The organism is Paenibacillus wynnii (assembly GCF_030812855.1).
GTDB classification, from domain to species: Bacteria; Bacillota; Bacilli; order Paenibacillales; family Paenibacillaceae; genus Paenibacillus_AQ; species Paenibacillus_AQ wynnii_A.
Genome location: NZ_JAUSTK010000023.1, coordinates 19363 through 41064, shown reverse-complemented (window position 1 = coordinate 41064; position 21702 = coordinate 19363). Strand labels below are relative to the sequence as shown.

Sequence of the window (21702 nt, the reverse complement as noted above, 5' to 3'; positions counted from 1 at the left end):
AAGAGGAAAGGAGTGACGGAAGGGAATTTTGGAACTGGAGGAGCGACAGCGACCGCCTTTGTCTACGGATTTCTACCGCGAAGAGCGGTATCATTCAAAGAAATCTGTAGACAACAGCGGCCGGAAGTCCAAACATTCACCGCAGTGCGACTAATTCCTTATTCAAAAAACTTAAGTTCAATTTATATGTGAAAAAATAATCATTGATAGCTATCTGTATATATGCTACTATAGCTGTAAATTAAAGGAATAGTAACGGAAGCACCGTTCTATAACCGTTTCACGCGGTTATTGGCGGTGCTTTTTTGCTGTCTTTTTTAGGGGAAGGAGGAGTTCCATGGCCGTAAGAATTGTACTTGCTGTGCGGGAAAGTCAGTATATTGAACCCTTGCTGCATTATGTTCGTCACAGCGAGTACGGGGACAGGCTGCATATTACAGCTTTTAGCCGGATGGATGCTTTTATGGAATACATGAGAGAAGAGGAGGTGCCGGACGCCGTAGTAGGAGATCCAGCTTTTATTGAAGCTTGGTTGGTAGAGGGCAGAGTTGCAGTTCCATGGGCCGTACTTAGCGAGGAAGGGGGGATGATCGGGAAAATTAGCAAGGGCTTATCCGCTGGACAAGTTATCGCCAAGTATCAAGCACTTCCGTCGCTGCTAACCTCTATGCTGCAGCTATGTGAAGTGGAGCGGATACGGACATGCACTACGGTTGAGGGGGAGACCCTTCTGCTTGGGATCGTATCCGGCAGCGGGAGCAGCGGAAAAACAGTGATCGCCTTAAATATAGTGAAGCAGCTAAGTGATCTTGGTTTGTCAGTCTTTTACCTCAATCTGGAGAGTGTGGACAGCAGCAGCCTATATCTCCGTTCGACTAGGGACAATATACCGGGGTTAGAAAGACTGCTCTACGAAATCCAAGCCAACAGAGACTCGGAGGCAGGGATTCAAGGCGAAATACAGAGTTATGCCATACGCCATGAGAACCCGCGGTGTGACGCTTTTAAACCGGTAAGCAATGTAAAGGAAATGCTTCAAATGAACAAGAGGGACGCCTTAGATCTAATGGAGCTTCTAGCGTCCGGGAGACGGTATGACGTTGTAATCATCGATACGGGAAGTATCGGTGAAGAGCGTACGGAGGCTGTTATTGAAAAATGCGGCGTTCTGCTGTGGGTGCTTAGAGATGATGATGTCAGTATACATAAGGCTGGGAAGTGGTTGTCCCATTACACCGCCCCACATGGAGGTATGCCGCCGGGTTTGATCGACAGGAGCAGGTTTGTTATGAATTGCTTTTCGGAGGTGTCCGATGAAAGACCACCACTCGATGGCATACCGTTAGACAGCATCCTGCCGTATATATCGTCTTGGAATCAGCCGTATCGCAGCGAACTGTATCTGAATTCCCCCTACTTTCAGCAGGAAATTCTTCAGCTGTGCAGGAGAATGATAGGGCCTATGCTGCCGCACACATTTGCTATGGAGAACCGCTATGAATGAAGAAATGTTCAGGAAGCTTCGCAATGATATCCGCGAAGGGCTTAATGTTACTTCTACAGTGGATAACCGTGAACTTCTAACTTACATCGAAAGGACAACCTTTGAAAGGGAAAGTCTTCGTTATCTCACGGCTCAGGAGAAGCTTGAACTTGTTAAAAGATTATTCGATTCTTTCCGGGGATTAGATATATTGCAGCCGCTGGTCGATAATCCGGCCATCACTGAAATTATGATTAACAGTCACCGCGATATTTTCATAGAGGAAGAAGGGCAGATTCGCCGGCTTCCTTTGGCTTTTGAATCGGCAAGCAGGCTGGAGGATATTATCCAGAGTGTAGTATCCGGTGTTAACAGAGTGGTGAATGAATCTTCTCCCATAGTGGATGCAAGGCTGAAGGACGGTTCCCGGGTTAACATCGTTTTGCCTCCCGTTGCGCTAAAAGGTCCCGCGATGACCATCCGAAAATTTCCGGAGTCACCGATGACCATGGATGATCTGGTACGCCGTGATGCGCTGAGTCCAGAGGCAGCAGAGCTTCTGCAGATTTTGGTTGCTGCCAAATATAACATTTTTATAAGCGGGGGTACGGGCTCAGGCAAAACCACTTTTCTGAACGCATTGTCCCAATTCATACCGCCTCAGGAACGTGTCATTACTATAGAAGATTCAGCAGAGCTGCAAATTGTAACAGTGCCTAATCTGGTCTCTCTGGAGACACGGAACGTTAACACTGAGGGAAAGGGGGAGATCACAATCAGGGACCTGATTCGTTCATCCCTGCGGATGAGGCCCAATCGAATTGTGGTTGGGGAGGTTCGCGGCGCGGAGTGCCTCGATATGCTGCAGGCGATGAATACAGGACATGATGGGTCGTTGTCAACGGGTCATTCGAACAGTTCACGAGATATGGTCAGCCGTCTGGAGACAATGGTCCTCAGTGGAGCAGATCTACCTATCGCTGTGGTACGGCAGCAGATTGGGTCAGCAATTGATATTTTCGTACATTTATCGAGACTGAGAGATCGGACGCGCCGGGTGTTGGAAATCAGTGAGGTTGCCGGTTTGAAGGACGGAGAAGTGTTGCTAAATCCCTTATACGAATTTCAGGAGACGGGAGAGCATAGCGGACGGGTACAGGGAGGACTGATGCCTACCGGAAACCCGTTGCTGCATACGGATAAGCTTCGTATGTCCGGTATTCATGCGTATCCTTTATCTCACTTAAGGGCTCCGGCCAGGAATGAGGTGGCGGTTGACTAAGATGGACCCAGCTCAATTACTGCCGAACTATACTGTCTATGAACTAACCTTGTTGCAAAAAGTCACAGCCTTAGGTATGGGTGGAGTAATGCTGTTTGGGGTTGGATATCTCTTTTATCATCATTGGATCTTATCGCTTGCGCTGGTTCCATTTGCTGGTTATGCTCCCCGGCTATTAAGAAATTACTTAATGATAAGGCGGCGTGCGGCATTGAATCTGCATTTCAAGCAGACATTGTTTTCCTTGTCCTCCTCGTTGTCCGCCGGAAGATCAGTGGAGAATGCTTTTCGGGAGGCTGTACAGGATCTGCTTATGCTGGACCCCGAAGGCGGCAGCGATATGATAGCCGAGCTGAATATTATTTGTGCCCGGCTGGAGTATGCGCAGCCTGTAGAGGAAGCGCTGCACGACTTCAGCAGAAGAGCAGGAATGGAGGACATTGAACGGTTCGCTGATGTATTCACCGTCTGCAAACGGACCGGGGGAGATTTAGTTGAAGTCGTACGCCGTACCTCAAGCGTTATCAGTGAGAAGCTGGATATTCAGCAGGAAATAGCCGTAACTGTTGCACAGAAGAAATTCGAGGCTAAGGCGCTACTGGTTTCTCCGCTTGCCATGGTGATGTTCATGAGCCTAACAGCTGGTGATTACATGGAGCCCATGTATACAGGAGCTGGTATTGCAATATCAACGTTGGCATTGGCGGCGTTGTTTCTATGTTATCTCTGGATATCCAAGATCATGGACATTCCGCTCTGATGGGGGGCAAACAATGCGTGGGATCTGTGGTGCAGTCATCCTGATTTTGGCGGCTGCATGGTTCATACTTCGTTTGAAATGTGGCAGAAGGTACGTTAATTTGAGGGGCTTGCCTATGGAAGGGATTCGGCTTCGCAAGTTGGGGGAACCGCTGCTCTTGCTAGTTGAGGCGAGTCGGATCACAAGCTATTTTCCTTCAGTGATATTCAGAATCCAACGCTCCATTCAAAAAAGCCAAGGCGCACGGCAGGGTACAGAACGTACTTTGCTCTTCTTGGGAGAGATGCTGAGCTACAGTTGGCTGCTGCTAACAGCTGGTTGCACGCTGTCATTGATTACCGGGGAGCGTATTGGAGTAGTATTGGGTACGTTTCTGGCAGGGGCGCTTCCCATGGCACTGGTGAGTGATCTGCATAAAAAGGTAAAGCTCCGAGAGCAGCTGATTACGCTAGAGCTACCAGAACTGTTGAATAGTATTGTACTACTAGTAGGTGCAGGAGAGACGGTGCAGAGAGCTCTGGTCCGATGTTCAGCTAGCCGAAAAGGGGATATAAGCCACCCGTTATACCGTGAACTGGCGACTATGATCAGTGAATGGGAGAGCGGCTATTCCTTCCAGCAGGCTTTTGAAAATTTTAGCAAGCGGTGTGCGGTACAGGAGGTGGCTCTTTTCACTACAACGGTATTGCTTAATTATCGCAGGGGCGGGGGAGATTTTGCTTTATCCCTGCGTGACTTGTCCCGAATGTTATGGGAGAGAAGAAAGGCGATTAGCCGAACACACGGTGAGCAGGCTTCCGCAAAGCTGGTTTTTCCGATGGTGGTTATCTTTCTGGTTGTAATTGTATTGGTGGGAACACCGGCATTCATGATGTTAAATATGTAGGAGGATGAGACTATGATGTCAACGTTACGGGGATATGCAATGGGATTTTGGAGAGATGAAGAAGGGCTGGGCACCTTGGAAATGATCTTAATCATCGCTGTATTAATAACTGTCGTCTTGGTGTTCAAAGAAGAGATTGTCAAGGTAGTCAAAAGTCTGATCTCCACAGCCGGAGAGAAAAGTCAGGAAGTATTTGAGTAATTTGTGGAAAGAAGATGGCAGCTTTACGATCGAAGCTTCACTTCTCCTGCCAATTATTATGTTTATAACGATGCTGCTGCTATTCTTCTGCCTCTACAGTTATCAGAAATCGATGCTGCTTCAGGTGGCTTCTGCCACTGCTGAACGTGGAGCCTATACTTGGGACAACAGTCACAAAGAGACTACGGGTTCCTTTGCAGCGGGTCAATATGATTCTCTTTACTGGCGTATAGGTGAAGATAACTTGCTGGGTACGCTATTTGGAGCAGGAAGAGGAAGTGTGACGGTATTGCTGCCTGACAAGACTGAAGGCTCTGCAGAAGATCTACCGAAAGTGAAGCTAGGGCAATCGGCTGCGAAGGTTTCGGTTAATATGCCGGGAGAAATAAAGTATACCTTTGGCCTTACCGGCCGAAAAGTAAGCCTAAAGCTTCAACACCTGCTGGACCTTCCTGGACTGGATAAAATATTAGCAGATGGAGGTATTCCGGCAGTTGAAGCTCAATCATTGATAGCTGAGCCAGTTGAGTTCATCCGTACAATTGATCTGATGCGCTACTATGGTGCTAAGTTTCAGGGACGATCTGAAGATGGAAACTCAGGAGCAGCAATGAAACAAAAAGATGCCTCTGAAATGGTAGGCAAACTCAAGAAATGAAGTTCGGAGGCTGGTATGAAGACATTAACACCCCGTCCATCTATTCATCACGTACGTTCCCGGCGGCGTTGGCGGCGGGGAAGACACACAGAGGGTTCAGTTTCTGTATTTCTAATTATGGTTCTGGCCTTTGTATTCCTGTTTGCAGCAGTACTGATTGATTATGCACGCATTGCTGCCGCTAACACGCAAGGAGAACGGCTGGCCCGGGCCGGTATTCGATCTGTAATGTCATCGTATGATATTAAGCTCAAAGAAGACTATGGGTTGTTTGCTTATGGGGATAGCGATGGGAAGCAGTTATTAGCCAGGGTATTAAGTGACAATTTGCGCAAGAGCGGACGAGGAGATGAGTTCAATCTCCTATCTCAGGCTCTGGAATCGTCCTCCTTGGAGTGGGACCGTCCTTTAGGTGAATATGCTATTTTTCGCCGCCAAATTAATGAAGAAATGAAGTATAAGGCTCCGATTGATTTCACGCTGGAATTGGCCGGAAAGTTCAAGCCGGTATCTTCTGCTATGGGGGAGGCCTCAAGAACGATTGATATGTACGGCAATCTTCAGCCGCTGTATGACCAACGTGAAGATGCATTGGATTTAATGCTGGAGCGTCGCAGTCAAGCCGCCGAAAGCGTAAAAGTAATGCTTGAGTTAATCATAAGTCCACCAGGTTCGACCTCAATCCCCTATCAAGGCGTTGGTGGTGTCTCTAATGCAGCGAATATTGTTGGACAATATCGCGATTTCGTTTATAAAGCCTATGCCGACATGGATCTCGAGGAGGATGAGGAACCCAAATACAGGGACAAAATCTCTAATTATTTATCGCAATCCTATGAAGTTACATCCCGGATTCAGGATGCACTAATTACTTTCCGAGAGACTCATTCGAGGTTAATGGAGGAATCGCGCACCGCACTCATTGAGGCTTTGAGACTAAATGACAGTATGAAAGCTGTAATAGAGCAGTCAAGAAATGATAATACGCGCCCTGGGTATACATCTGCTGAAACCTGGGATATTCCCGGGAACTTAGAGGGAACAAACGACACTGCAGTACCCAATCTGCGCGAACAAGGGGATAGCTTGCTCCTCTCTGTCTCTGAACTCAGTAGCTTGGAAACAGGGATATCAGTGCAGGATCGTGCTTATCAATCGGTTCTGCAAGAGGTATCTGGGTTACCGGCAGCTCTTGGGAGCGCCTCAGGTCTGGACGCGGATCTTTCGTGGTTAACAGGTTCTGTGCTAGGGGCCTCGAGAGTGACCTACACATATGTTCAGGAGTATGGGAATGAGGGTGTCCTTATTTCAAGTGAAAAGGCAGCTATTGAAAGTCACCGTACCTCGGATAAATTGCGTAAGGAGACGGAGAAACAGAGCAAGGTCAAATTACGCGAGGCCATGGATGTTATAACGAAGATTCGCGATTTGGGCCAACAAGCGGGAGACTCCCTAAAGCGTTATGATACACTCCGGCAATATTATGATGAGAATATCAGCTTTAATGCAGGTTTGAATCAGAGTTTGCCTGAAGAGGAAAAGGCTTCTACCAATCCTTACTCGGCTGGAAGTGAAGCTATGGACGACATGGATGGAATATATGAAGCGATGGGCAGCGTCTTAGACGGGGCAAGGGATCGACTTTTTCAAAATGAATATTCCGCCCTTTATTTTGAGCATTTTGATGTTTCCGGACTCACGTCTTTAACGGGAGACGGACAAGGGAACAGTATTCAACAGCTGTCAGATCAGATGGACCCCCATCAGCAAGAGCTGGAATACATTTTATACGGATTCCATAATCCCGCAGGCAATGTAGCAGCAGCATATAGTGAAATATTTGCGATGAGGCTTGCGGTGCGGACTATGGAAGGATTTATTGAGAAGGCGACTCTGGGGAACCCATTGGCAATTACGGCTGCGGCACTGTTATACGGACTTAGTAAAGCTATTGAAGACATGGTTCTTCTGTGTAACAAGGGTTCAATCCCGCTATCCAAATATGTACCGGCTGAGCTTACCTACCGTGATTATCTCAGGCTGTTCCTGTTGCTACACGGTGGTGGAGAAGCACAGCTGTCCCGCATGCTGGCTCTTATCCGCTTGAATACAGGGATTAATCCTGCGGAGAAATTTACCTATGCTTCAGCAGAGATTAAGCTGGGAATGCGATTATGGTTTTTGCCCGGTGTAATCAAAGCACTGGATTATACTGCCGGTCTTGCAGGTGATGTGCAGAAGAATACCTATTACAAGGGAATACGGGCGGATTTTTCTTATTAGTGGAAGGGTAGTGGGCTGATGAGGTACAGATGCCGTATAGGGATAGCGGTGAAGAACGAGGGCAGTATGGTTGTTGAAGCTGCAATGGTAATGCCCATCTTTCTGCTGTTTGTTCTATTTCTGATTTTTATAATTCAGATGACCTTGTATTCCACGGCCCTGCAAAGCACTGTCTCCGATACTGTCAAGGTAGTATCTACACATATGTATCCCGCTGCTTTGGCTGCCCAGAAGGCAGAAACTCCCAGTTCTCCAGAATCTGTAGGAGAGACTGCTTCTCTGCCAAACACGAATTGGAGTATTCCCCGTTTGTCACTTATGGATTGGAGTGAGAAGTATGCCGCCTCATTGCCCTCACCATTAGACGATTGGGTCAGAGGTGCAGTACAGAAGGGGGAGGGTCCATTGCAGGAACTGCAAGCGGAGGCTTCACAAAGCGTTTTGGATTTGGCCGTAAAGCCCTTGCTTAAGCCTTATCTGGCGGCAGATATTCTCGAATACCAAAGAATCCATGTAACCAACGTGATCGTTCCAGAGATAAAGGATAATACACGTCCTTATTTCGGGCTGCAGGTTAGCTATGAGTTGCCGATGAAGGTGCCTTTTCTGAACCAGAGAATTGTGCTGGAGGCCAGTGCGGTAGAAAGGCTTTGGATTGGGGATACGGGTGAATACGGTAATGGAGGAGCCGCAGACGATCAGGGCGAACAGGATGCAATTATTATTCTGGAGAAGCCCAATCCTGGGGTTGCTAACAAACAAGGCAAGATCCGTGCGAAAATCAAACCCAATGCTTCCGCAAACTTAACGATTTTCTATAAAAGTGGTAAAAGCAGTGCGAAATATTTGGGCTGGAAGCAAGCGGACAGTGAGGGATATATCGAGTGGGAGTGGAAAATCGGGGTGAATACGACGCCAGGGTCGTGGCCTTTTACCATTCAGACTGATGACGGCCAATTTATTGAAGTCACCTTTGTTGTTGTGAAATAGAAGAGAGGGCAAAGAAGGAGTGAAGCTATGACGGAGTGGGCATTTTGGGGCTGCACACCATTTTTGGCAGCAGCTTTAATTACAGATATACGTTCAATGAGAATACCGAACTGGATTACAGTGCCGGCATTCTTTACGGGACTGGTGCTTCAAGCGTTTGTGCAGGGTTGGCAAGGATTCTTATTTGCAATTTGCGGTGCTGCGGCGGGGTTTGCTCTATTACTTATTATGCATTTCATGGGTGCGGTTGGGGCAGGCGACGTCAAGCTGTTTGCGGGTATTGGAGCCTGGACGGGGATGTTGTTCACTGCACAGGTTATTATGTACTCGGTTTTTATCGGAGCCTTAATTGGTTGGATCATTGTGTTATATCGTCGCGAAACAGGAACTCGATTACGAAATAGCTTTAGCAGAATTACCGGTTTTTTTGTATTGCATGACTTGAACTTTCTAAAAGGAAAGGGAAAAGAACAGCTGCGTTTTCCCTTTATGCTGGCTGTCATTCCCGGTTCGGTGTGTACGTATCTATATTTTTAAAATAGGGGTGATTGCTGTTGTTTGGATTGACCTGTGATTTTATACAACGGGATGGCATATGTATGGTGCTTGATGAGCCCGATGGATTGTCAGTGGGCAAGCTCAATAAAGTACAGACCCGGATGATGGTAAATACGAAAATTCCCAATCACTTAAAGTTATATCTCAAGGAAATTGATTTGAGAGTTACGCTGGAATACGCAGTCACCGGCAAGAAGATGCTCTCACATCTTTTGAAAAGTGAAAGGTTATCTATGAATGCCTTCTTCGGGCTTCTCTTGCAAGTGGCTCAGGGTATGGAGGAAGGGAGGCTGTATATGCTGGACCCGATGATGTACGCCTTGCACGAGGATTATATTTTTATAGAGGGGTCGCTGCAAAACGGCAAGGTGTACTTGGCCTATATTCCATTGGATAATCCTGCTGCAACACATAAGCCCGGGGAGAGCATGCGATCCTTGATTATGGTGCTAATGGCCTCAATCACTGAGCTAAGGGGAACCGGAGTGCAAAGGCTTCTACAGTATTGCGGGGAGGAAGGCTTCTCATCGGGCGGACTTAAGGCACTGCTTGCCGAACTGCTGACGGAAGGCGGGGAATCTGTAAAAGTAAATCCCATCTCCACCGTGGAACGGGGAGCAACAATAACTGCTGAACCTTTGGAGGAACAGACGATCTCCAATCGCTTTGCCGGGTGGACAGGCGGGTACCCCAGTTTTAAAAATATGGAAGAAGATAGTCTTATCAACAAGTCCGACAGCGGAAACTACGAGCCCACTACTACGACATCCAGCTCGAAAATATACATTGTACTGGGTTGTCTATTGGGAGACGCACTGTTATGGAAATTTCTATATCTCGACAAGCCGAACTCACTGACATTTATTATTTGCGGAGCGGTGAGCATTGTATTAGCTGTTATTAGTGGTATGGCTTGGCTAGATAGATTGCGTCTAGGAGGGAGTAACGGTGAAGCAGATGAAGATGAGGAAGCGGAGATAAGGATGCCAATGACTGGTCTTAAACTAGGTGATGGAGAGCGGAGATTTAGCAGGCCTTCGCTGAATAGCAGTGGGCCGAGTGCAATGCCCAAGCATGATCCTGAACCTAGAGCAGCCTCTCGCAGCGGCCCGAGTCCTGTTAATTTTCTAGCCGATGTAGAGGCCTCAGACAAGCATCAGCTAACCATGGCACCCGCGCAAGTGGCTGCATCCATCCCAATGCCGATTCCACCAACCGCTCTGTTATCCAGAGAGAAGCCTAAGGTGAAAGAACAAGGGTTAGGGAACGCGCAGCACCAAGTGCCATATTTGGAGAGGTACGACGATGAGGGAGACGGTCTTCGGGAAAGAATTGAGCTTAATCGCCCCAGCTTCATTATCGGCCGCTCCACAGAAGTAGCACAATATATTGAAAGGTCAGAAGGAGCTTCACGCGTACATGCGGAAATCTCCCGAAGTACAGGCGGGTACATACTTAAGGATCTTGATTCACGAAACGGTACCTTTTTTCAAGGAGAGCCCATGATTCCGTATAAGGAATATCAGCTTGCAGAAGGGGATGTATTTACCATTGTGAAAGGCAATTATATGTTCCGATCTGCATGATATTTTAACTGCTCCATAGCACCTTGAAGCTTAGGGAATGCATAGGTGAACCCATGACTTAATGCCTTTTGCGGCAGAACACGTTGTCCCTTTAACAAAATCTCAGAAAGCTCGCCAAGTGCTGTCTTGAGTAAGAAAGAGGGCAGAGGAAACCAATGCGGACGATGGTACACTTTTGCGATTGTTTTTCCAAATTCATCATTAGTGACAGGCTCCGGGGCAGTTGCATTCACTGGACCGAATATCTCACGGTTAGCAATACAGAAGTCAATCAAGGTTATGATGTCAGTGAGATGAATCCAGGGTACCCACTGGCGGCCACTGCCGATTTTACCTCCAAAACCAAGTAGGTAGGGCAGCTTCATTTTGGGGAAAGCTCCGCTCTTGTTGCCAAGAACGACTCCGGTACGCAGTTTAACTAGTCGAACACCTTTGTAGGAACGGTCTGCCGATTCTTCCCAATCTCTTACCACTTCCGAAGGGAAATCCATTACACGGGCTGGTGAGGATTCATCAAAGGTGTCCTTCTCGGAAGTGCCATAAATGGCAACCGCAGAGGCTTGTATAACAACGGATGGTTTATGCTCAAGAGACTCGATGAGTTTAGCGGCTGCGGTAACGGTTTCAAGTCGTGATTGTCTAATCGCTTGTTTTCCTTTCGAACTCCAACGCTGGCTGAGTGAAGCTCCGGCGAGGTTAACCAAGGCATCGCAACCTTCGACGGGATTGGGATTTGAGGCTAGATGATCCCAGGTCACGTAATGAAGCAGCGGGTTATTCGAGGGTGTGTCCGGTAGTTTCCTTCCGATAACCACAACCTCGTGTCCAGCCTGAAGCCAGTATTTAGTAAGAGCACTGCCGATAAATCCGGTTCCTCCGCAAATTGCATATTTCAACCTGGAGTCCTCCTTTGGACTATACTTACTTCATCAAATGGCGGTAAGGAGAGTAATCAATGCCGTTCTTTTCAAGGAAGCTGACCAGAAAGCGATTATCACGTCTTGGTGTGGCAACAATGTAGCCCTTAATACAGTGATCGCGTGTTACTTCCGGCGCATGGGTCTCCACTGCAATCTTGCCTATTTCGGCAGCAATGGAGTGCTTGGCGATATCGCGGAACGGTGAGGGTACAGGTTGAACCAACTGATCCAGAAAGGCTTTGGATTCAACGCTCCATAGAGGTCTGCTGCGTTCTACCCAGTAATTTTGCCAATCTAACTTTGATTTTCCGTCAGCCTTAGGGAGCACCTTCAGAAATTTACGGAACATAAAGTAACCACCTATGCACATGGTGCCCAGCAGTAAAAACGTCCAAAATGCGATGGAGTTCATAAACCAGTTGCTCGGTGATACGGATAATAAGCTCAGTTCTAATTTAATAGACATGTATAATTCACCTCGACAATGATTATTGTCACAAATTATCTTTGACCTAAATTATAACGTATTTATATAGTTTTGCGTAGCGGAAAAGGGGATACCCCGGCTTGCCTAGATTTATTTTCTTAATCACGTTAGAATAAGGTTTAATTCGTGAAAGAAAGAGGGAAGTCGCATGCTGAAAATAGGTTCTCATGTGTCCTGCTCACCTAAGGGATTGCTGAGCGCGGTGAATGAGGCAAACGAGTACGGCTCCAGCACATTTATGTTCTATACCGGAGCGCCGCAAAATACACGCCGTAAGCCAATTGATGACTTGTATCCTATAGAAGGAAAATTAGCTATGGAAAGTAGCGGCATCGAAGAAACCATCGTTCATGCTCCATACATTATTAATTTGGGCTCTTATAAGGAAAGCATATATAAGCTGGCCGTTGATTTCCTTAAGGAGGAGATCCGTCGTACGCATGCGTTTGGAGTTAAACACATTGTGTTGCATCCCGGAGCATTTACGGATAAGGATGCGGAATACGGTATTCAACGGATTGCTGACGGACTTAATGAGGTCTTAGGCGGAACGAATGAAACTGAGGTTCATATTGCTCTGGAGACCATGGCTGGAAAGGGTACAGAAATGGGCCGCAGCTTCGAGGAAATCGCCTCTATGATCGAGAAAGTAGAGCATAAGGAGCGGATATCCATTTGTCTCGACACCTGCCATATTCATGATGCCGGGTATGATATCGTGAACAATCTGGATGGAGTGCTGGAGCATTTTGACCAAACGATAGGATTGGATCGTATCGGAGTGGTGCATGTTAACGACAGCAAAAATCCTTGCGGGGCGGGTAAAGACCGTCATACGCCGGTAGGTTCAGGTTGGATTGGATTTGAAGCCCTTAATAAGGTGGTAAATCATCCAGCACTAGCAGGTCGGCCATTCATACTGGAGACACCTTGGATCGGTAAAGATGCAAAAACTCAACGCCCAATGTACGAGGTGGAAATTGCTCTGCTGCGGGGAAATGTGGAAGAGCGCTTTGGTCCGGAATTCGTAGCGGATGTTCAAAAACTGCGCAGCTTCTTTGCAGAGCTTGAGCTTGATCACCGTCAATATGTTCTTGATATCTGGACGGTGCTGAAAAACGATGCCAAGGCTAAAAAAGAAGATCCGCGCGAACCGCTTGAGCGACTATACGATTATGTAACTGCTGCTGAGCTTTTCCCAGACTTAAGTGAGGAAGCAATCAATCATCGCTTGATTGCTTGGTTGGCAGGAACTGTATAGAATCAAGCGATTCGAATACCTATAGATAGCGTAAGTAGATGAGAGGATGGAATAGAAGTCATGGAATTACATGTTAAGAGAGAGAGTTCCTCAGGGGATAAACTGAATCCAAACCGAGCGCGTATGCTTATCTCCTGCCCGGACGGGCCTGGTATTGTTGCGGCGGTCTCACAATTCCTGTACGAAAATGGTGCTAACATTGTACAGTCGGACCAGTATACTATGGATCCCGAAGGTGGGATGTTCTTTATGAGAGTAGAGTTTGACCTGCCTGAGCTGGAGGAGCGTCTGGAAGAGCTGCGTAATTTGTTCAGTTCAATAGCTGAACGTTTCAGCATGGATTGGCAAATTTTCAATGTGAGCCACAAGAAGAAGCTGGCTATCTTTGTTTCCAAAGAAGACCATTGCCTGGTTGAATTGCTGTGGCAGTGGCAAGCTGGAGACCTGGATGCTGAAATTGCCCTGGTAGTCAGCAATCACACCGATATGAAGGCCTACGTAGAATCTTTTGGTATTCCTTTTCATCATATCCCAGTTACTGCAGACACTAAGGTAGAAGCTGAGGAGCGGCAACTTGAAGTGATCGGCAATCATATCGACGTCATTATATTGGCACGTTATATGCAGATCATTTCCCCGTCGTTTATCGAGCATTACCGTCACCGGATTATCAATATTCATCATTCCTTCCTTCCGGCATTTGTTGGAGGTAAACCTTACGCCCAGGCTTACAAGCGTGGTGTGAAAATTATCGGAGCAACCGCCCACTACGTTACAGAGGAATTGGACGGAGGCCCGATTATTGAGCAGGACGTTCAGCGTGTAAGTCATAGCGATGATGTAACCGAACTGAAGAGAATTGGACGAACTATCGAGCGTGTAGTATTAGCGCGGGCCGTAAAATGGCATATCGAGGATCGTATTCTCGTTCACCACAATAAGACTGTTGTTTTTAACTAATCTTTATAGATAGTATATCGGTGAAAAGAAACCGGGAAGAATCTCATTCTTTTCACCGAGTTTCATCACCCCACAGATCATACTCATCAACTCCCCACTAATCTAATAACCCCTTACGCATAACAGGTAAAAAAGCATTTTACCAGCATTTTGGATAACTACGCCAAAGTGCATTTTGTCATGCGCAAAATTTCTCGAATAGGATCAAAATTCAAAGGAGGCGGCGGGTTGTCTTATCAGCGGGGTCACCTGTTAAAGCGTAATTATTTATTTGCTTTTCTTATTCTACTTGTCGGCTTCGGCGGTCTTCTAGGCTATGATCTCTACTTCAAGCCATATGTGCTCTCGCAAACAGTGGTGAAGGTCAAAGTGGAGGAGGGGAAGATCCTGCCCAAAAACTATGAACTACAGGGATCCGATCTCTATTTGGATACAGTGCAGACAAAGGATATTCCATATGCAGTGATTACAGAGATATCACAGGTCGAGCATAAGGTTACGAATGTAAATCTCACCAACGGCAGTATCTTAACAGAAGCCTTAATTGATGTGAATGAATTAGAGCCCACCCGGGATGAAGGGGTTTTTCCTATTCCGAAGGAGGCTATCTATGGCATTAATGGATCTTTACGCAGCAGGGATCAGGTAGATATTTATCTGGTTAAAGAAGAAAAGCAAAAGAATAACACTCAAGGTGAGGTCGATCCTCCAGTTTCAAGGGATTCCGTGCCACTTAATCAGCCTGGGCAGCAGGCTTTTCTCACCGGCGTAACCGTCAATTACGTCCGTACAGAGGATAACAATGATGTCTTGGACACGGAGCACGGGAATAACAATAATCGGCTGACCTCTACCGGGAAGGTTGCCTCACCCGAGCTTAAACTGAAGAAAAGTGAAGGTGAGCGGCTGAAAGGCTATTTGGAACAGGGCTTTAAGCTTTGGATTGTACGAGTGGAATAGGAAGGAGGGAGCAGCAAATGAAAATATTTTGTCTAGGCATGGATCAGTTGACTATAAACGATATTAAAAATGCCGGATATACCGTTGTAACCCAAACTGTGTTGCCCGATCCGCTGCAGACTGAGGGTCACATATTTATCGTAACTAGTGATATAACTCCGGTTTCAGAGCTAGGTGAACTCCGCACCAGATATAAGAACACCACCCTGATCTATATGTTTTTGAACAAGGGAGTGAAGGGATATCAGGCAGTACATATGCTTTGCGAAACCCTGAGCATCTACTTCTTACCACCGCGAACTACGGCAGCAGGAATTATTGAGAAAATTCAATTTATTGTAGAAGAGGAGGGAGAAGCAAGCAGCAATTGGATCGGTTTTTTCGGTTCTGGTCCAGGTATTGGCTGTACGACTGCTGCCAAGCTGTTCGCAAGGCGAATTGCGGCAACGGGTCAGAGAGTGATTTTACTGGGGCTCGACCTTTATGACCCGGGTTATGACCGAAAAGCTGTAATTAGTCTCGACAGACTGCGGCCGAGGATTACAGGAAAGATGCTGAACGACGATGATTTTGAAGCTTTCATTAAACAGGAGGGATATTTATATCTGCCGGGCAATTATGACTTTCTAAGCGCTCAGGATTATCAGGAGGATGAAATACAGTATTTGTTGGCTAAAGCGGGTGAGAATGCCGATGTGGTTATTGCTGATTTCGGTTCTATACCCGAAAGCGCCGCTTGGTACGTAGGTATGCAAAGTTCCGCTCTGCGCATGATGGTTACTCATCCGAAGCACCAATACAGATTGGAACCTCTTCTCGAGCTGGCAGGTCAGCTGGATCTGCATGCGCATGATTTTAACTTTATAATCAATCGCTGCAATGTGGAGGAAATGCTCTCCCCGAAAAATATGGCGCTCCGACTCGGCAGTGAGATTTTACTGGAAATCCCGTATTATCCGCCCTTTCAGGACAGTCTTCCTATGGGCAAAAAAGAACTTCAGCTCGTCGACGGAAAGGTTCAATCCCTCCTCGTAGCCTTGGGTTTAGTACCGGAAGCGAGAAAGAAGGCGGGTTTTCTGTGAACATGCATGAAAGGCCGATAATGCCAGTGGATTCAGCGCCTCAGCATTCGCCATTCTCTCTTAAACAAAGCATGCAGCGAAACCGAAAACCCGGTAACGAGGATTTCAATATTTTCCTGCAGCAAATGAAAAGAGACATGAATGTTGGTCTTGAACGGGAGGACGAGTACTATTTCGAGCTTAATGCCAAGGCACTGATAGGAGATCCTCAGGCAGTCAGTTTTTTTATGAATGAAATTGAGAAGTACTTACGAAAAACACCGTTTACCGGAAGAGTTCCAGAAGCTTATCAAACTGCGGCAGAGGCGCTTTTTCATGAGTGGAAGGGCTTTGGCCCGGCTTACCGTTGGTTTACAGACCGCGCATACAGCGAATCTACGGGGCTGCAAATGATTGGACGGCAAATCTTTTATAACCATAGGGGCAAATTTGTTGTTTACCCTTACGAAATGCCCTCACTGGATCGGGTTGAACAATTAAAAAGATCCTTGCTCAAAAGCGATCAAAACAAAAAGCTGAATAAAGATAATCCTTCCGTGGAGTTCAAAATGGATGATCCCCTTTGGCCCGGCCGCTTCATACGACTTGCGATTTGGGTTTCCCCCCGGGTTTGGGAGGGGTTTACGACGATTTCGCTAAGGAGGCAGGTGGTAGAGTTTCTAGATCTGGAAGATCAGGCGGGGACCGAATGTATACCGGCAGAGGCAGTGGAATTAATCAGGTCGCTATCAGGTACCTTTCGCAATACGATCATAGCGGGTGCTGTCGGCTCGGGGAAAACAACCTTTGCTAATACCATTGTTGGCGAGCAACTGCTCGGATCTACATCCTGCATGGGTGTCGTCATGATCGAAAAGCATCCCGAGTCGATTCTACCCTATCAGATTAAAGGGCACCGTATTATCCCCATTCAAGCGAGCAACGAAGAGTTGATGGAGGTGGGTGTGGAGTCACTGCGGCATGATCCGAATATTCTTTATATGACCGAGATGCGCTATAACGAATGGGAGTTTTATTTATGGAGCGGAGAAAAAGGTTATGACGGCATTACCGGAACTTTTCATACTGTAGATTCGGAGGATATACCTTATCAAGGCGCGTTTGCGGTTTCTACCCGGATTGGCGGAAGTCTGAAAGGGCATCTCGTCTCCGCATTGAAAGCCTGTGAGCTGGTTTTTATTTTGGAGAGTGTTCAGGAGGGGAAGAAGCGGCTTACTCGGATATCCGAGGTGTTTTATGATGAGGAACGCAATTCAGTGTTTGCGAACGACCTCATGCGCTGGGAGGCTGATCAATCGGGGTGGACATATAATGACAAGCTGACCCAAGAGCTTTTAACAAAAATGAACAAAAAGGATGCCGCTACTGCCAGAGTGCTACAACGGGAACTTGAACAACTTGCAAAAGTAAAACCGATGAAGTTTCCCATGAAGGAAAGCTTGAAATCACGGATTGTTCTCAACGAATAGGCGGTGAAACCTTGGAACTTTTATTTTATATGCTTCGTTTTATCCTTCATTTGTTGATTGTTCGCGGATTATGGCTGCTGGTTAAGCCACTGGTAGAACGAAATTTAAGGCATGTCGGTCATAAGGTCGATTTCAGAATCAGCCTGGGGATGCGTGGTTTTGGCAAAAAAGTAAACAAGAGCAATAAGGGGTTATGGATCTACCGACATTTCGATAACCTGTTGTATTTTGCAGACCGAAGGTATGAGCCGGGAATAAGCGTAATCCGCTTCCTTTTACGAACAGGAATTTTGTTTATCGCTGTCTTTATGTCGGGTCTGCTAACGCTCAGCGAACTGCCGGGACATTTGAGCTTTCAAAATCCTTTTTTGGAGGGGATGAATTTTAATGAAGGAGTTTCAACCGAGAGGGCGTGGCGTTTTCCATTTTTTATAGCTGGTATTGCAGCGAGTCTTCCCTATTTTCGAATGAGATACATCTACGCGCAGAGGAAGGTACGGGGCAGCTACGATCTGCTGGATGTCGTTAAAATCTCTACCAAGTTTACGCATCTGCCGGTGGATGCTCTTCTTACAAAAACAGCTGATTTTTTAACTACAAATAATGTCCTGAAAGTACCTCTGAAACTATTAGGGAACGCATTTGCTAATTATAGCAATGAAAGAGAGCTTTATGAGGAAGCGGGACGATTCTCAAGAACCATTGGGACAACCTTTGCCGTTGAATTCTTATCAGACTTGCTTTATTCAGAGAAGGAGGGGACGGTTTATTTGAAAAACTCGCTAATGATGTTGAACCGTTCAATGGAACAGCAGCGAGAGACTATTCTGACAGTTAAAGCGGGAAGCAGAGATGCCATCAGTCTCGGGTTGTACGGTAATCTTGTAGTGCTGGTATCTTCGGTCGGAACCTTTATCTACATGCTTAAGCCTGATGTGTATTTCCGGTTACAGTTTCAGACTTCGGTTGGTCTAACGTTTCTGGCAGTGATTGTCGCGGGATTATTTGTCTCTTTTATTATCAGTACCATTCTTGCCAAACCCAAATTGGACTACCATTAAGGTGATGAACTATGGATAGATGGTTAGTGTTAATCGCTGTATTCGGTGTCGTCTACTTAGCAATACTTGTGTTCGTCAGCAGCAGCACTAAGCAAGAACGATACCTGCAACGGTTAGAGCTTAGGTGGAACAACTTCGGCAACCGCAAGGGCAATGAACGTCTTCAGCAATTGCTGCATAATGGCGGGTTATCGATTTCCGCGCGAAAAGTTACGATGTTCCGTTACACCGCAGCACTTTTTTATTTAACTATGCAAGTCTTGGGCGACTATATTCACCACGATGTATTTTCAGGATATGATGTCCTCGTCACTTGTCTAATCCTCATAATTACCAGTCCTTCGCGGTTTCTTCCGTTTGGCTGGCTGTTGGCCTGGCTTCATCAAAAAACAAAAATTCAAAAAGACGGCGAGCTGATATCCTTCATCCGTCTATATGAGAATAATCGTCTTCGCAGGGACGGGTATATGCAATTTGGTGCATTCTGTGCAGGAACCGCCGCGCATTTTCAGTACATTCGTCAGGATTTGTACGAGCTGTCGGAGGGGGCCATAGATGAAGGGGTGGAACGGGCAATTGAAGCTTTTTGCGCTAAATTCCCTGAGAATCATGCTTTTATCAATGATATTAGGTCGATCTTACTTGCAACAGAAGGGATGGATGATGATGTGGAGGCGGCGCGGTATTTGCGTGAACAAGGCAAGATTATATCTAAAATATCAAGTGATCAGTACTTGAAAAAATGGTCCTTTATTGGGGATATCTCTTCTATTATCACTGTGATCCCGTCTATTGCTACCTTTTTGATGATCGTTTCATTGGCGATGCAGTACATTATGTTGATCAAGGGGAATTTTAACGGAATTGCTTTATTTCAATAAAATTATGTCATATTCAAACAACTTATAAAATTATAAAATAAAAGGGAGATTTTAACAATGAAGAAGGACGCTATTTCTACAGGTTTGTTTATTGCTATAGGATTTCTGTGTGTTGCCATTGTAATTGCCATTTTGGTTCCGGTAGTTCGAGATGTGATAGGTGATGCGGATGATAATAAACCTGCGATCCCGGCAGTAAGTATGGTTGAGACTGTAGGTTCACCGCTATGAAAAAGGACTCTATCTCTGTCGCTATGTTCTTAGCCATTGGTTTTGTCATTGCCGGGATCTTTATCTCGGCAGCAACGAATATTATCGGCAGCAGTCAAGATGATGTTATCACGCATACCAAGCAAATAGAGCAGTATTAGGAGAGGGGCATATTCTTTGAAGGCGACCGTCCTCCGGGCTTTGTTCATGTGGCTTGTTCTTTTTATTATTCTGCAGCCTATCTTTACCTACATAGATTATTTGCTAGATTTGCAGATCAAAGCCAACACGTCCTACCTTACCCAAAAAGCAGCTACAGAGGGGATGGTCACCGCTGCCATGAGGAATGAAGTCACCTCAAATCTGAAGGCTATCGGGTTCTCCGAAGACTCCATCGAAATCACCAGCAGTACCGAGATTATCCAGGAACGAAAAAAAAGACTGGATGTATATATCAAAGCGCCGCGTGTTCATCTTTTTCCGTATAACTTTTCAACCGTATCGCAGCCCGTTAACTACTATGGACATGGCTCCATTATGAGTGAATATCTGGATTGAACAGCCAGAGGGAGTTAACTTAGGAGTGTGAAGCTTAATGGACTATATAGTAAAACTTGCGTTTGTTCTGTTGATCTTCATCTATACATGGTTTTTTCAGGTACAAAATCAAGAATGGGATATAGAAAGGGGGTTGCTTAAAGATGCCAATAACATGGCGGTACACGATGCTGTTCAAGAAATAAATGAAATCGAACGCTCACAAGGCCGCTTAATTATTGAACCCGTCATTGCGTATGAGACATTTCAAGAAACACTCCAACTTAACCTGGGACTGGATGATGACTTAACCCCTAAATCCGGCAGTCGGCTTCACGACAAGGTAACAATTGTGAAATTCGTCATTATAGACGAGTCTTCGGGTGTATCCTTTCCTTTTTTATATGAAGATGCACAATACGGAATTACAAAATACATACAGGGACCGTCCGTTATCTCCGTTATAGAAACGAAACATCCCGTTCTTATTAGCAGGACCAAAACCCAAGAAGCGATTCGTGTACCAGCCATTCAGGAATATAAGTACGATAAGTAAAATGATAATACTAAAGGGAGAGATTCACATGAAAAAAACAATTGTAAAAACAGTGATGGCGGCATCCATGTTGTTCAGTATGGTTTTAGGGCAAGGAGAGGGAACTGTAGCAGTAGCAGCTACTTCAGCAACTACAAAAGCTCCGGTAATGACGGATAATTTGTTCAAATATGGATTGAAAAAGGATGTTGAGCTTCCGGTTACTGTTACGGCTGGGGGGCTTAGTTATACGCTGGAGAAGATTATGATTTATGATATTAAGTCTGCAACGGCTCAAGAGTTGATTAAGAAATATGGGTATAATAACTATGGAAAATATTTTGTTTGGACAAAAATTACAATTGAAAATAAAGGAAAGACAGTAATTGAAGAAAGCGCAAAAGATCCCAATCCTAAATGGTCTATTGGGGTAGGTGATGGTGGAGTTCTTTTGCAAGACATGCCTTTAGTTAATGTTCGTAAAAAGAACAGCAAGGAAGCATTATGGGATTATACCCTAAAACCAGGAGAAAAATTAACCACGTACCAAGGGTTCTTAAATACAGGATCGTTCAATCATATTGTAATTTGGTTAGATGTAAAGGGAAGTTCGGCAGAAAAATATATTGTAAATCGTAAAGAGTAGGTAGAA

The 21702-nt window shown here is 45.9% G+C and carries 24 protein-coding genes; 22 read left to right on the top strand and 2 right to left on the bottom strand.

The window, feature by feature from the left end:
- Window positions 1-337 precede the first annotated feature (337 nt).
- The 10 genes from J2T20_RS18835 to J2T20_RS18790 all read left to right on the top strand — a co-directional run bounded on the left by J2T20_RS18835 (window position 338) and on the right by J2T20_RS18790 (window position 10687).
- Window positions 338-1504 carry a hypothetical protein gene (locus J2T20_RS18835; protein ID WP_307590886.1) on the top strand — a complete coding sequence of 389 codons (1167 nt, stop codon included), beginning with the start codon at window positions 338-340 and terminating at the stop codon, window positions 1502-1504.
- Window positions 1497-2765, top strand: a complete 1269-nt coding sequence (locus tag J2T20_RS18830) for a CpaF family protein (protein WP_307590885.1) — start codon at window positions 1497-1499, stop codon at window positions 2763-2765. Before J2T20_RS18835 ends, J2T20_RS18830 begins: the two co-directional genes overlap by 8 nt.
- A gap of 1 nt (window position 2766) precedes the next feature.
- The gene (locus tag J2T20_RS18825; protein WP_307590884.1) at window positions 2767-3525 is read left to right on the top strand and encodes a type II secretion system F family protein; all 759 of its coding nucleotides are present in this window, start codon (window positions 2767-2769) and stop codon (window positions 3523-3525) included.
- Window positions 3526-3538: 13 nt separating this feature from the next.
- Window positions 3539-4411 carry a type II secretion system F family protein gene (locus J2T20_RS18820; protein WP_307590883.1) on the top strand — a complete coding sequence of 291 codons (873 nt, stop codon included), beginning with the start codon at window positions 3539-3541 and terminating at the stop codon, window positions 4409-4411.
- A 12-nt stretch (window positions 4412-4423) separates the two neighbouring features.
- Complete coding sequence (locus J2T20_RS18815) at window positions 4424-4612, top strand: Flp1 family type IVb pilin (protein WP_307590882.1); 189 nt, start codon at window positions 4424-4426, stop codon at window positions 4610-4612.
- A 1-nt stretch (window position 4613) separates the two neighbouring features.
- Entirely contained in the window at window positions 4614-5270 is a 657-nt protein-coding gene (locus J2T20_RS18810; protein ID WP_307590881.1) for a TadE family protein, read from the top strand.
- Between the two features lie 15 nt (window positions 5271-5285).
- Window positions 5286-7553, top strand: a complete 2268-nt coding sequence (locus J2T20_RS18805) for a hypothetical protein (protein ID WP_307590880.1) — start codon at window positions 5286-5288, stop codon at window positions 7551-7553.
- A gap of 18 nt (window positions 7554-7571) precedes the next feature.
- Entirely contained in the window at window positions 7572-8543 is a 972-nt protein-coding gene (locus J2T20_RS18800) for a TadE/TadG family type IV pilus assembly protein (protein ID WP_307590879.1), read from the top strand.
- A 27-nt stretch (window positions 8544-8570) separates the two neighbouring features.
- Complete coding sequence (locus J2T20_RS18795) at window positions 8571-9080, top strand: A24 family peptidase (RefSeq protein WP_307590878.1); 510 nt, start codon at window positions 8571-8573, stop codon at window positions 9078-9080.
- Window positions 9081-9142: 62 nt separating this feature from the next.
- On the top strand, window positions 9143-10687 hold the full coding sequence (locus tag J2T20_RS18790; protein WP_307590877.1) for a DUF6382 domain-containing protein: 1545 nt from the start codon (window positions 9143-9145) through the stop codon (window positions 10685-10687).
- On the opposite strand, the gene J2T20_RS18785 is transcribed toward J2T20_RS18790, so the two are convergent.
- Window positions 10666-11583 (bottom strand): TIGR01777 family oxidoreductase, encoded by a 918-nt coding sequence (locus J2T20_RS18785; RefSeq protein ID WP_307590876.1) that lies wholly within the window; start codon window positions 11581-11583, stop codon window positions 10666-10668. The genes J2T20_RS18790 and J2T20_RS18785 overlap by 22 nt on opposite strands.
- 25 nt (window positions 11584-11608) lie before the next feature.
- Window positions 11609-12073, bottom strand: a complete 465-nt coding sequence (locus tag J2T20_RS18780; RefSeq protein ID WP_307590875.1) for a DUF2621 domain-containing protein — start codon at window positions 12071-12073, stop codon at window positions 11609-11611.
- Between the two features lie 169 nt (window positions 12074-12242).
- Here J2T20_RS18780 and J2T20_RS18775 point away from each other — a divergent pair, with 169 nt between their 5' ends.
- The 12 genes from J2T20_RS18775 (at window position 12243) to J2T20_RS18720 (ending at window position 21696) form a co-directional block, all read left to right on the top strand.
- Window positions 12243-13355, top strand: coding sequence for a deoxyribonuclease IV (locus J2T20_RS18775; RefSeq protein WP_307590874.1), 1113 nt, complete (start codon window positions 12243-12245; stop codon window positions 13353-13355).
- Between the two features lie 60 nt (window positions 13356-13415).
- A complete protein-coding gene (purU, locus tag J2T20_RS18770) occupies window positions 13416-14315 on the top strand; it encodes a formyltetrahydrofolate deformylase (RefSeq protein ID WP_307590873.1) in 900 nt (299 codons plus the stop codon).
- Window positions 14316-14543: 228 nt separating this feature from the next.
- Window positions 14544-15275: a hypothetical protein gene (locus tag J2T20_RS18765; protein WP_307590872.1), complete on the top strand. Its 732-nt coding sequence runs from the start codon at window positions 14544-14546 to the stop codon at window positions 15273-15275.
- Between the two features lie 17 nt (window positions 15276-15292).
- Entirely contained in the window at window positions 15293-16357 is a 1065-nt protein-coding gene (locus J2T20_RS18760) for a hypothetical protein (RefSeq protein WP_307590871.1), read from the top strand.
- Complete coding sequence (locus J2T20_RS18755; RefSeq protein ID WP_444939703.1) at window positions 16354-17826, top strand: hypothetical protein; 1473 nt, start codon at window positions 16354-16356, stop codon at window positions 17824-17826. Before J2T20_RS18760 ends, J2T20_RS18755 begins: the two co-directional genes overlap by 4 nt.
- Window positions 17827-17837: 11 nt before the next feature.
- Window positions 17838-18887, top strand: coding sequence for a hypothetical protein (locus J2T20_RS18750; RefSeq protein WP_307590870.1), 1050 nt, complete (start codon window positions 17838-17840; stop codon window positions 18885-18887).
- Window positions 18888-18898: 11 nt separating this feature from the next.
- Entirely contained in the window at window positions 18899-19768 is an 870-nt protein-coding gene (locus J2T20_RS18745; RefSeq protein ID WP_307590869.1) for a hypothetical protein, read from the top strand.
- Between the two features lie 57 nt (window positions 19769-19825).
- Window positions 19826-19999: a hypothetical protein gene (locus J2T20_RS18740; RefSeq protein ID WP_307590868.1), complete on the top strand. Its 174-nt coding sequence runs from the start codon at window positions 19826-19828 to the stop codon at window positions 19997-19999.
- Complete coding sequence (locus tag J2T20_RS18735) at window positions 19996-20139, top strand: hypothetical protein (protein WP_307590867.1); 144 nt, start codon at window positions 19996-19998, stop codon at window positions 20137-20139. Before J2T20_RS18740 ends, J2T20_RS18735 begins: the two co-directional genes overlap by 4 nt.
- Before the next feature lie 16 nt (window positions 20140-20155).
- A complete protein-coding gene (locus J2T20_RS18730) occupies window positions 20156-20536 on the top strand; it encodes a hypothetical protein (protein ID WP_307590866.1) in 381 nt (126 codons plus the stop codon).
- Between the two features lie 37 nt (window positions 20537-20573).
- Entirely contained in the window at window positions 20574-21071 is a 498-nt protein-coding gene (locus J2T20_RS18725) for a hypothetical protein (protein WP_307590865.1), read from the top strand.
- Between the two features lie 28 nt (window positions 21072-21099).
- On the top strand, window positions 21100-21696 hold the full coding sequence (locus J2T20_RS18720; RefSeq protein WP_307590864.1) for a hypothetical protein: 597 nt from the start codon (window positions 21100-21102) through the stop codon (window positions 21694-21696).
- The last annotated feature ends 6 nt before the right edge of the window (window positions 21697-21702 follow it).

What these genes read in the sequence shown, in the direction of transcription:
- J2T20_RS18835 (WP_307590886.1), top strand. Translation starts at nt 338, where the DNA reads ATGGCCGTAAGAATTGTACTTGCTGTGCGGGAAAGTCAGTATATTGAA.
- J2T20_RS18830 (WP_307590885.1), top strand. Translation starts at nt 1,497, where the DNA reads ATGAATGAAGAAATGTTCAGGAAGCTTCGCAATGATATCCGCGAAGGG.
- J2T20_RS18825 (WP_307590884.1), top strand. Translation starts at nt 2,767, where the DNA reads ATGGACCCAGCTCAATTACTGCCGAACTATACTGTCTATGAACTAACC.
- J2T20_RS18820 (WP_307590883.1), top strand. Translation starts at nt 3,539, where the DNA reads ATGCGTGGGATCTGTGGTGCAGTCATCCTGATTTTGGCGGCTGCATGG.
- J2T20_RS18815 (WP_307590882.1), top strand. Translation starts at nt 4,424, where the DNA reads ATGATGTCAACGTTACGGGGATATGCAATGGGATTTTGGAGAGATGAA.
- J2T20_RS18805 (WP_307590880.1), top strand. Translation starts at nt 5,286, where the DNA reads ATGAAGACATTAACACCCCGTCCATCTATTCATCACGTACGTTCCCGG.
- J2T20_RS18800 (WP_307590879.1), top strand. Translation starts at nt 7,572, where the DNA reads ATGAGGTACAGATGCCGTATAGGGATAGCGGTGAAGAACGAGGGCAGT.
- J2T20_RS18795 (WP_307590878.1), top strand. Translation starts at nt 8,571, where the DNA reads ATGACGGAGTGGGCATTTTGGGGCTGCACACCATTTTTGGCAGCAGCT.
- J2T20_RS18790 (WP_307590877.1), top strand. Translation starts at nt 9,143, where the DNA reads ATGGTGCTTGATGAGCCCGATGGATTGTCAGTGGGCAAGCTCAATAAA.
- J2T20_RS18780 (WP_307590875.1), bottom strand. Translation starts at nt 12,073, where the DNA reads ATGTCTATTAAATTAGAACTGAGCTTATTATCCGTATCACCGAGCAAC.
- J2T20_RS18775 (WP_307590874.1), top strand. Translation starts at nt 12,243, where the DNA reads ATGCTGAAAATAGGTTCTCATGTGTCCTGCTCACCTAAGGGATTGCTG.
- purU (WP_307590873.1), top strand. Translation starts at nt 13,416, where the DNA reads ATGGAATTACATGTTAAGAGAGAGAGTTCCTCAGGGGATAAACTGAAT.
- J2T20_RS18760 (WP_307590871.1), top strand. Translation starts at nt 15,293, where the DNA reads ATGAAAATATTTTGTCTAGGCATGGATCAGTTGACTATAAACGATATT.
- J2T20_RS18745 (WP_307590869.1), top strand. Translation starts at nt 18,899, where the DNA reads ATGGATAGATGGTTAGTGTTAATCGCTGTATTCGGTGTCGTCTACTTA.
- J2T20_RS18740 (WP_307590868.1), top strand. Translation starts at nt 19,826, where the DNA reads ATGAAGAAGGACGCTATTTCTACAGGTTTGTTTATTGCTATAGGATTT.
- J2T20_RS18735 (WP_307590867.1), top strand. Translation starts at nt 19,996, where the DNA reads ATGAAAAAGGACTCTATCTCTGTCGCTATGTTCTTAGCCATTGGTTTT.
- J2T20_RS18725 (WP_307590865.1), top strand. Translation starts at nt 20,574, where the DNA reads ATGGACTATATAGTAAAACTTGCGTTTGTTCTGTTGATCTTCATCTAT.
- J2T20_RS18720 (WP_307590864.1), top strand. Translation starts at nt 21,100, where the DNA reads ATGAAAAAAACAATTGTAAAAACAGTGATGGCGGCATCCATGTTGTTC.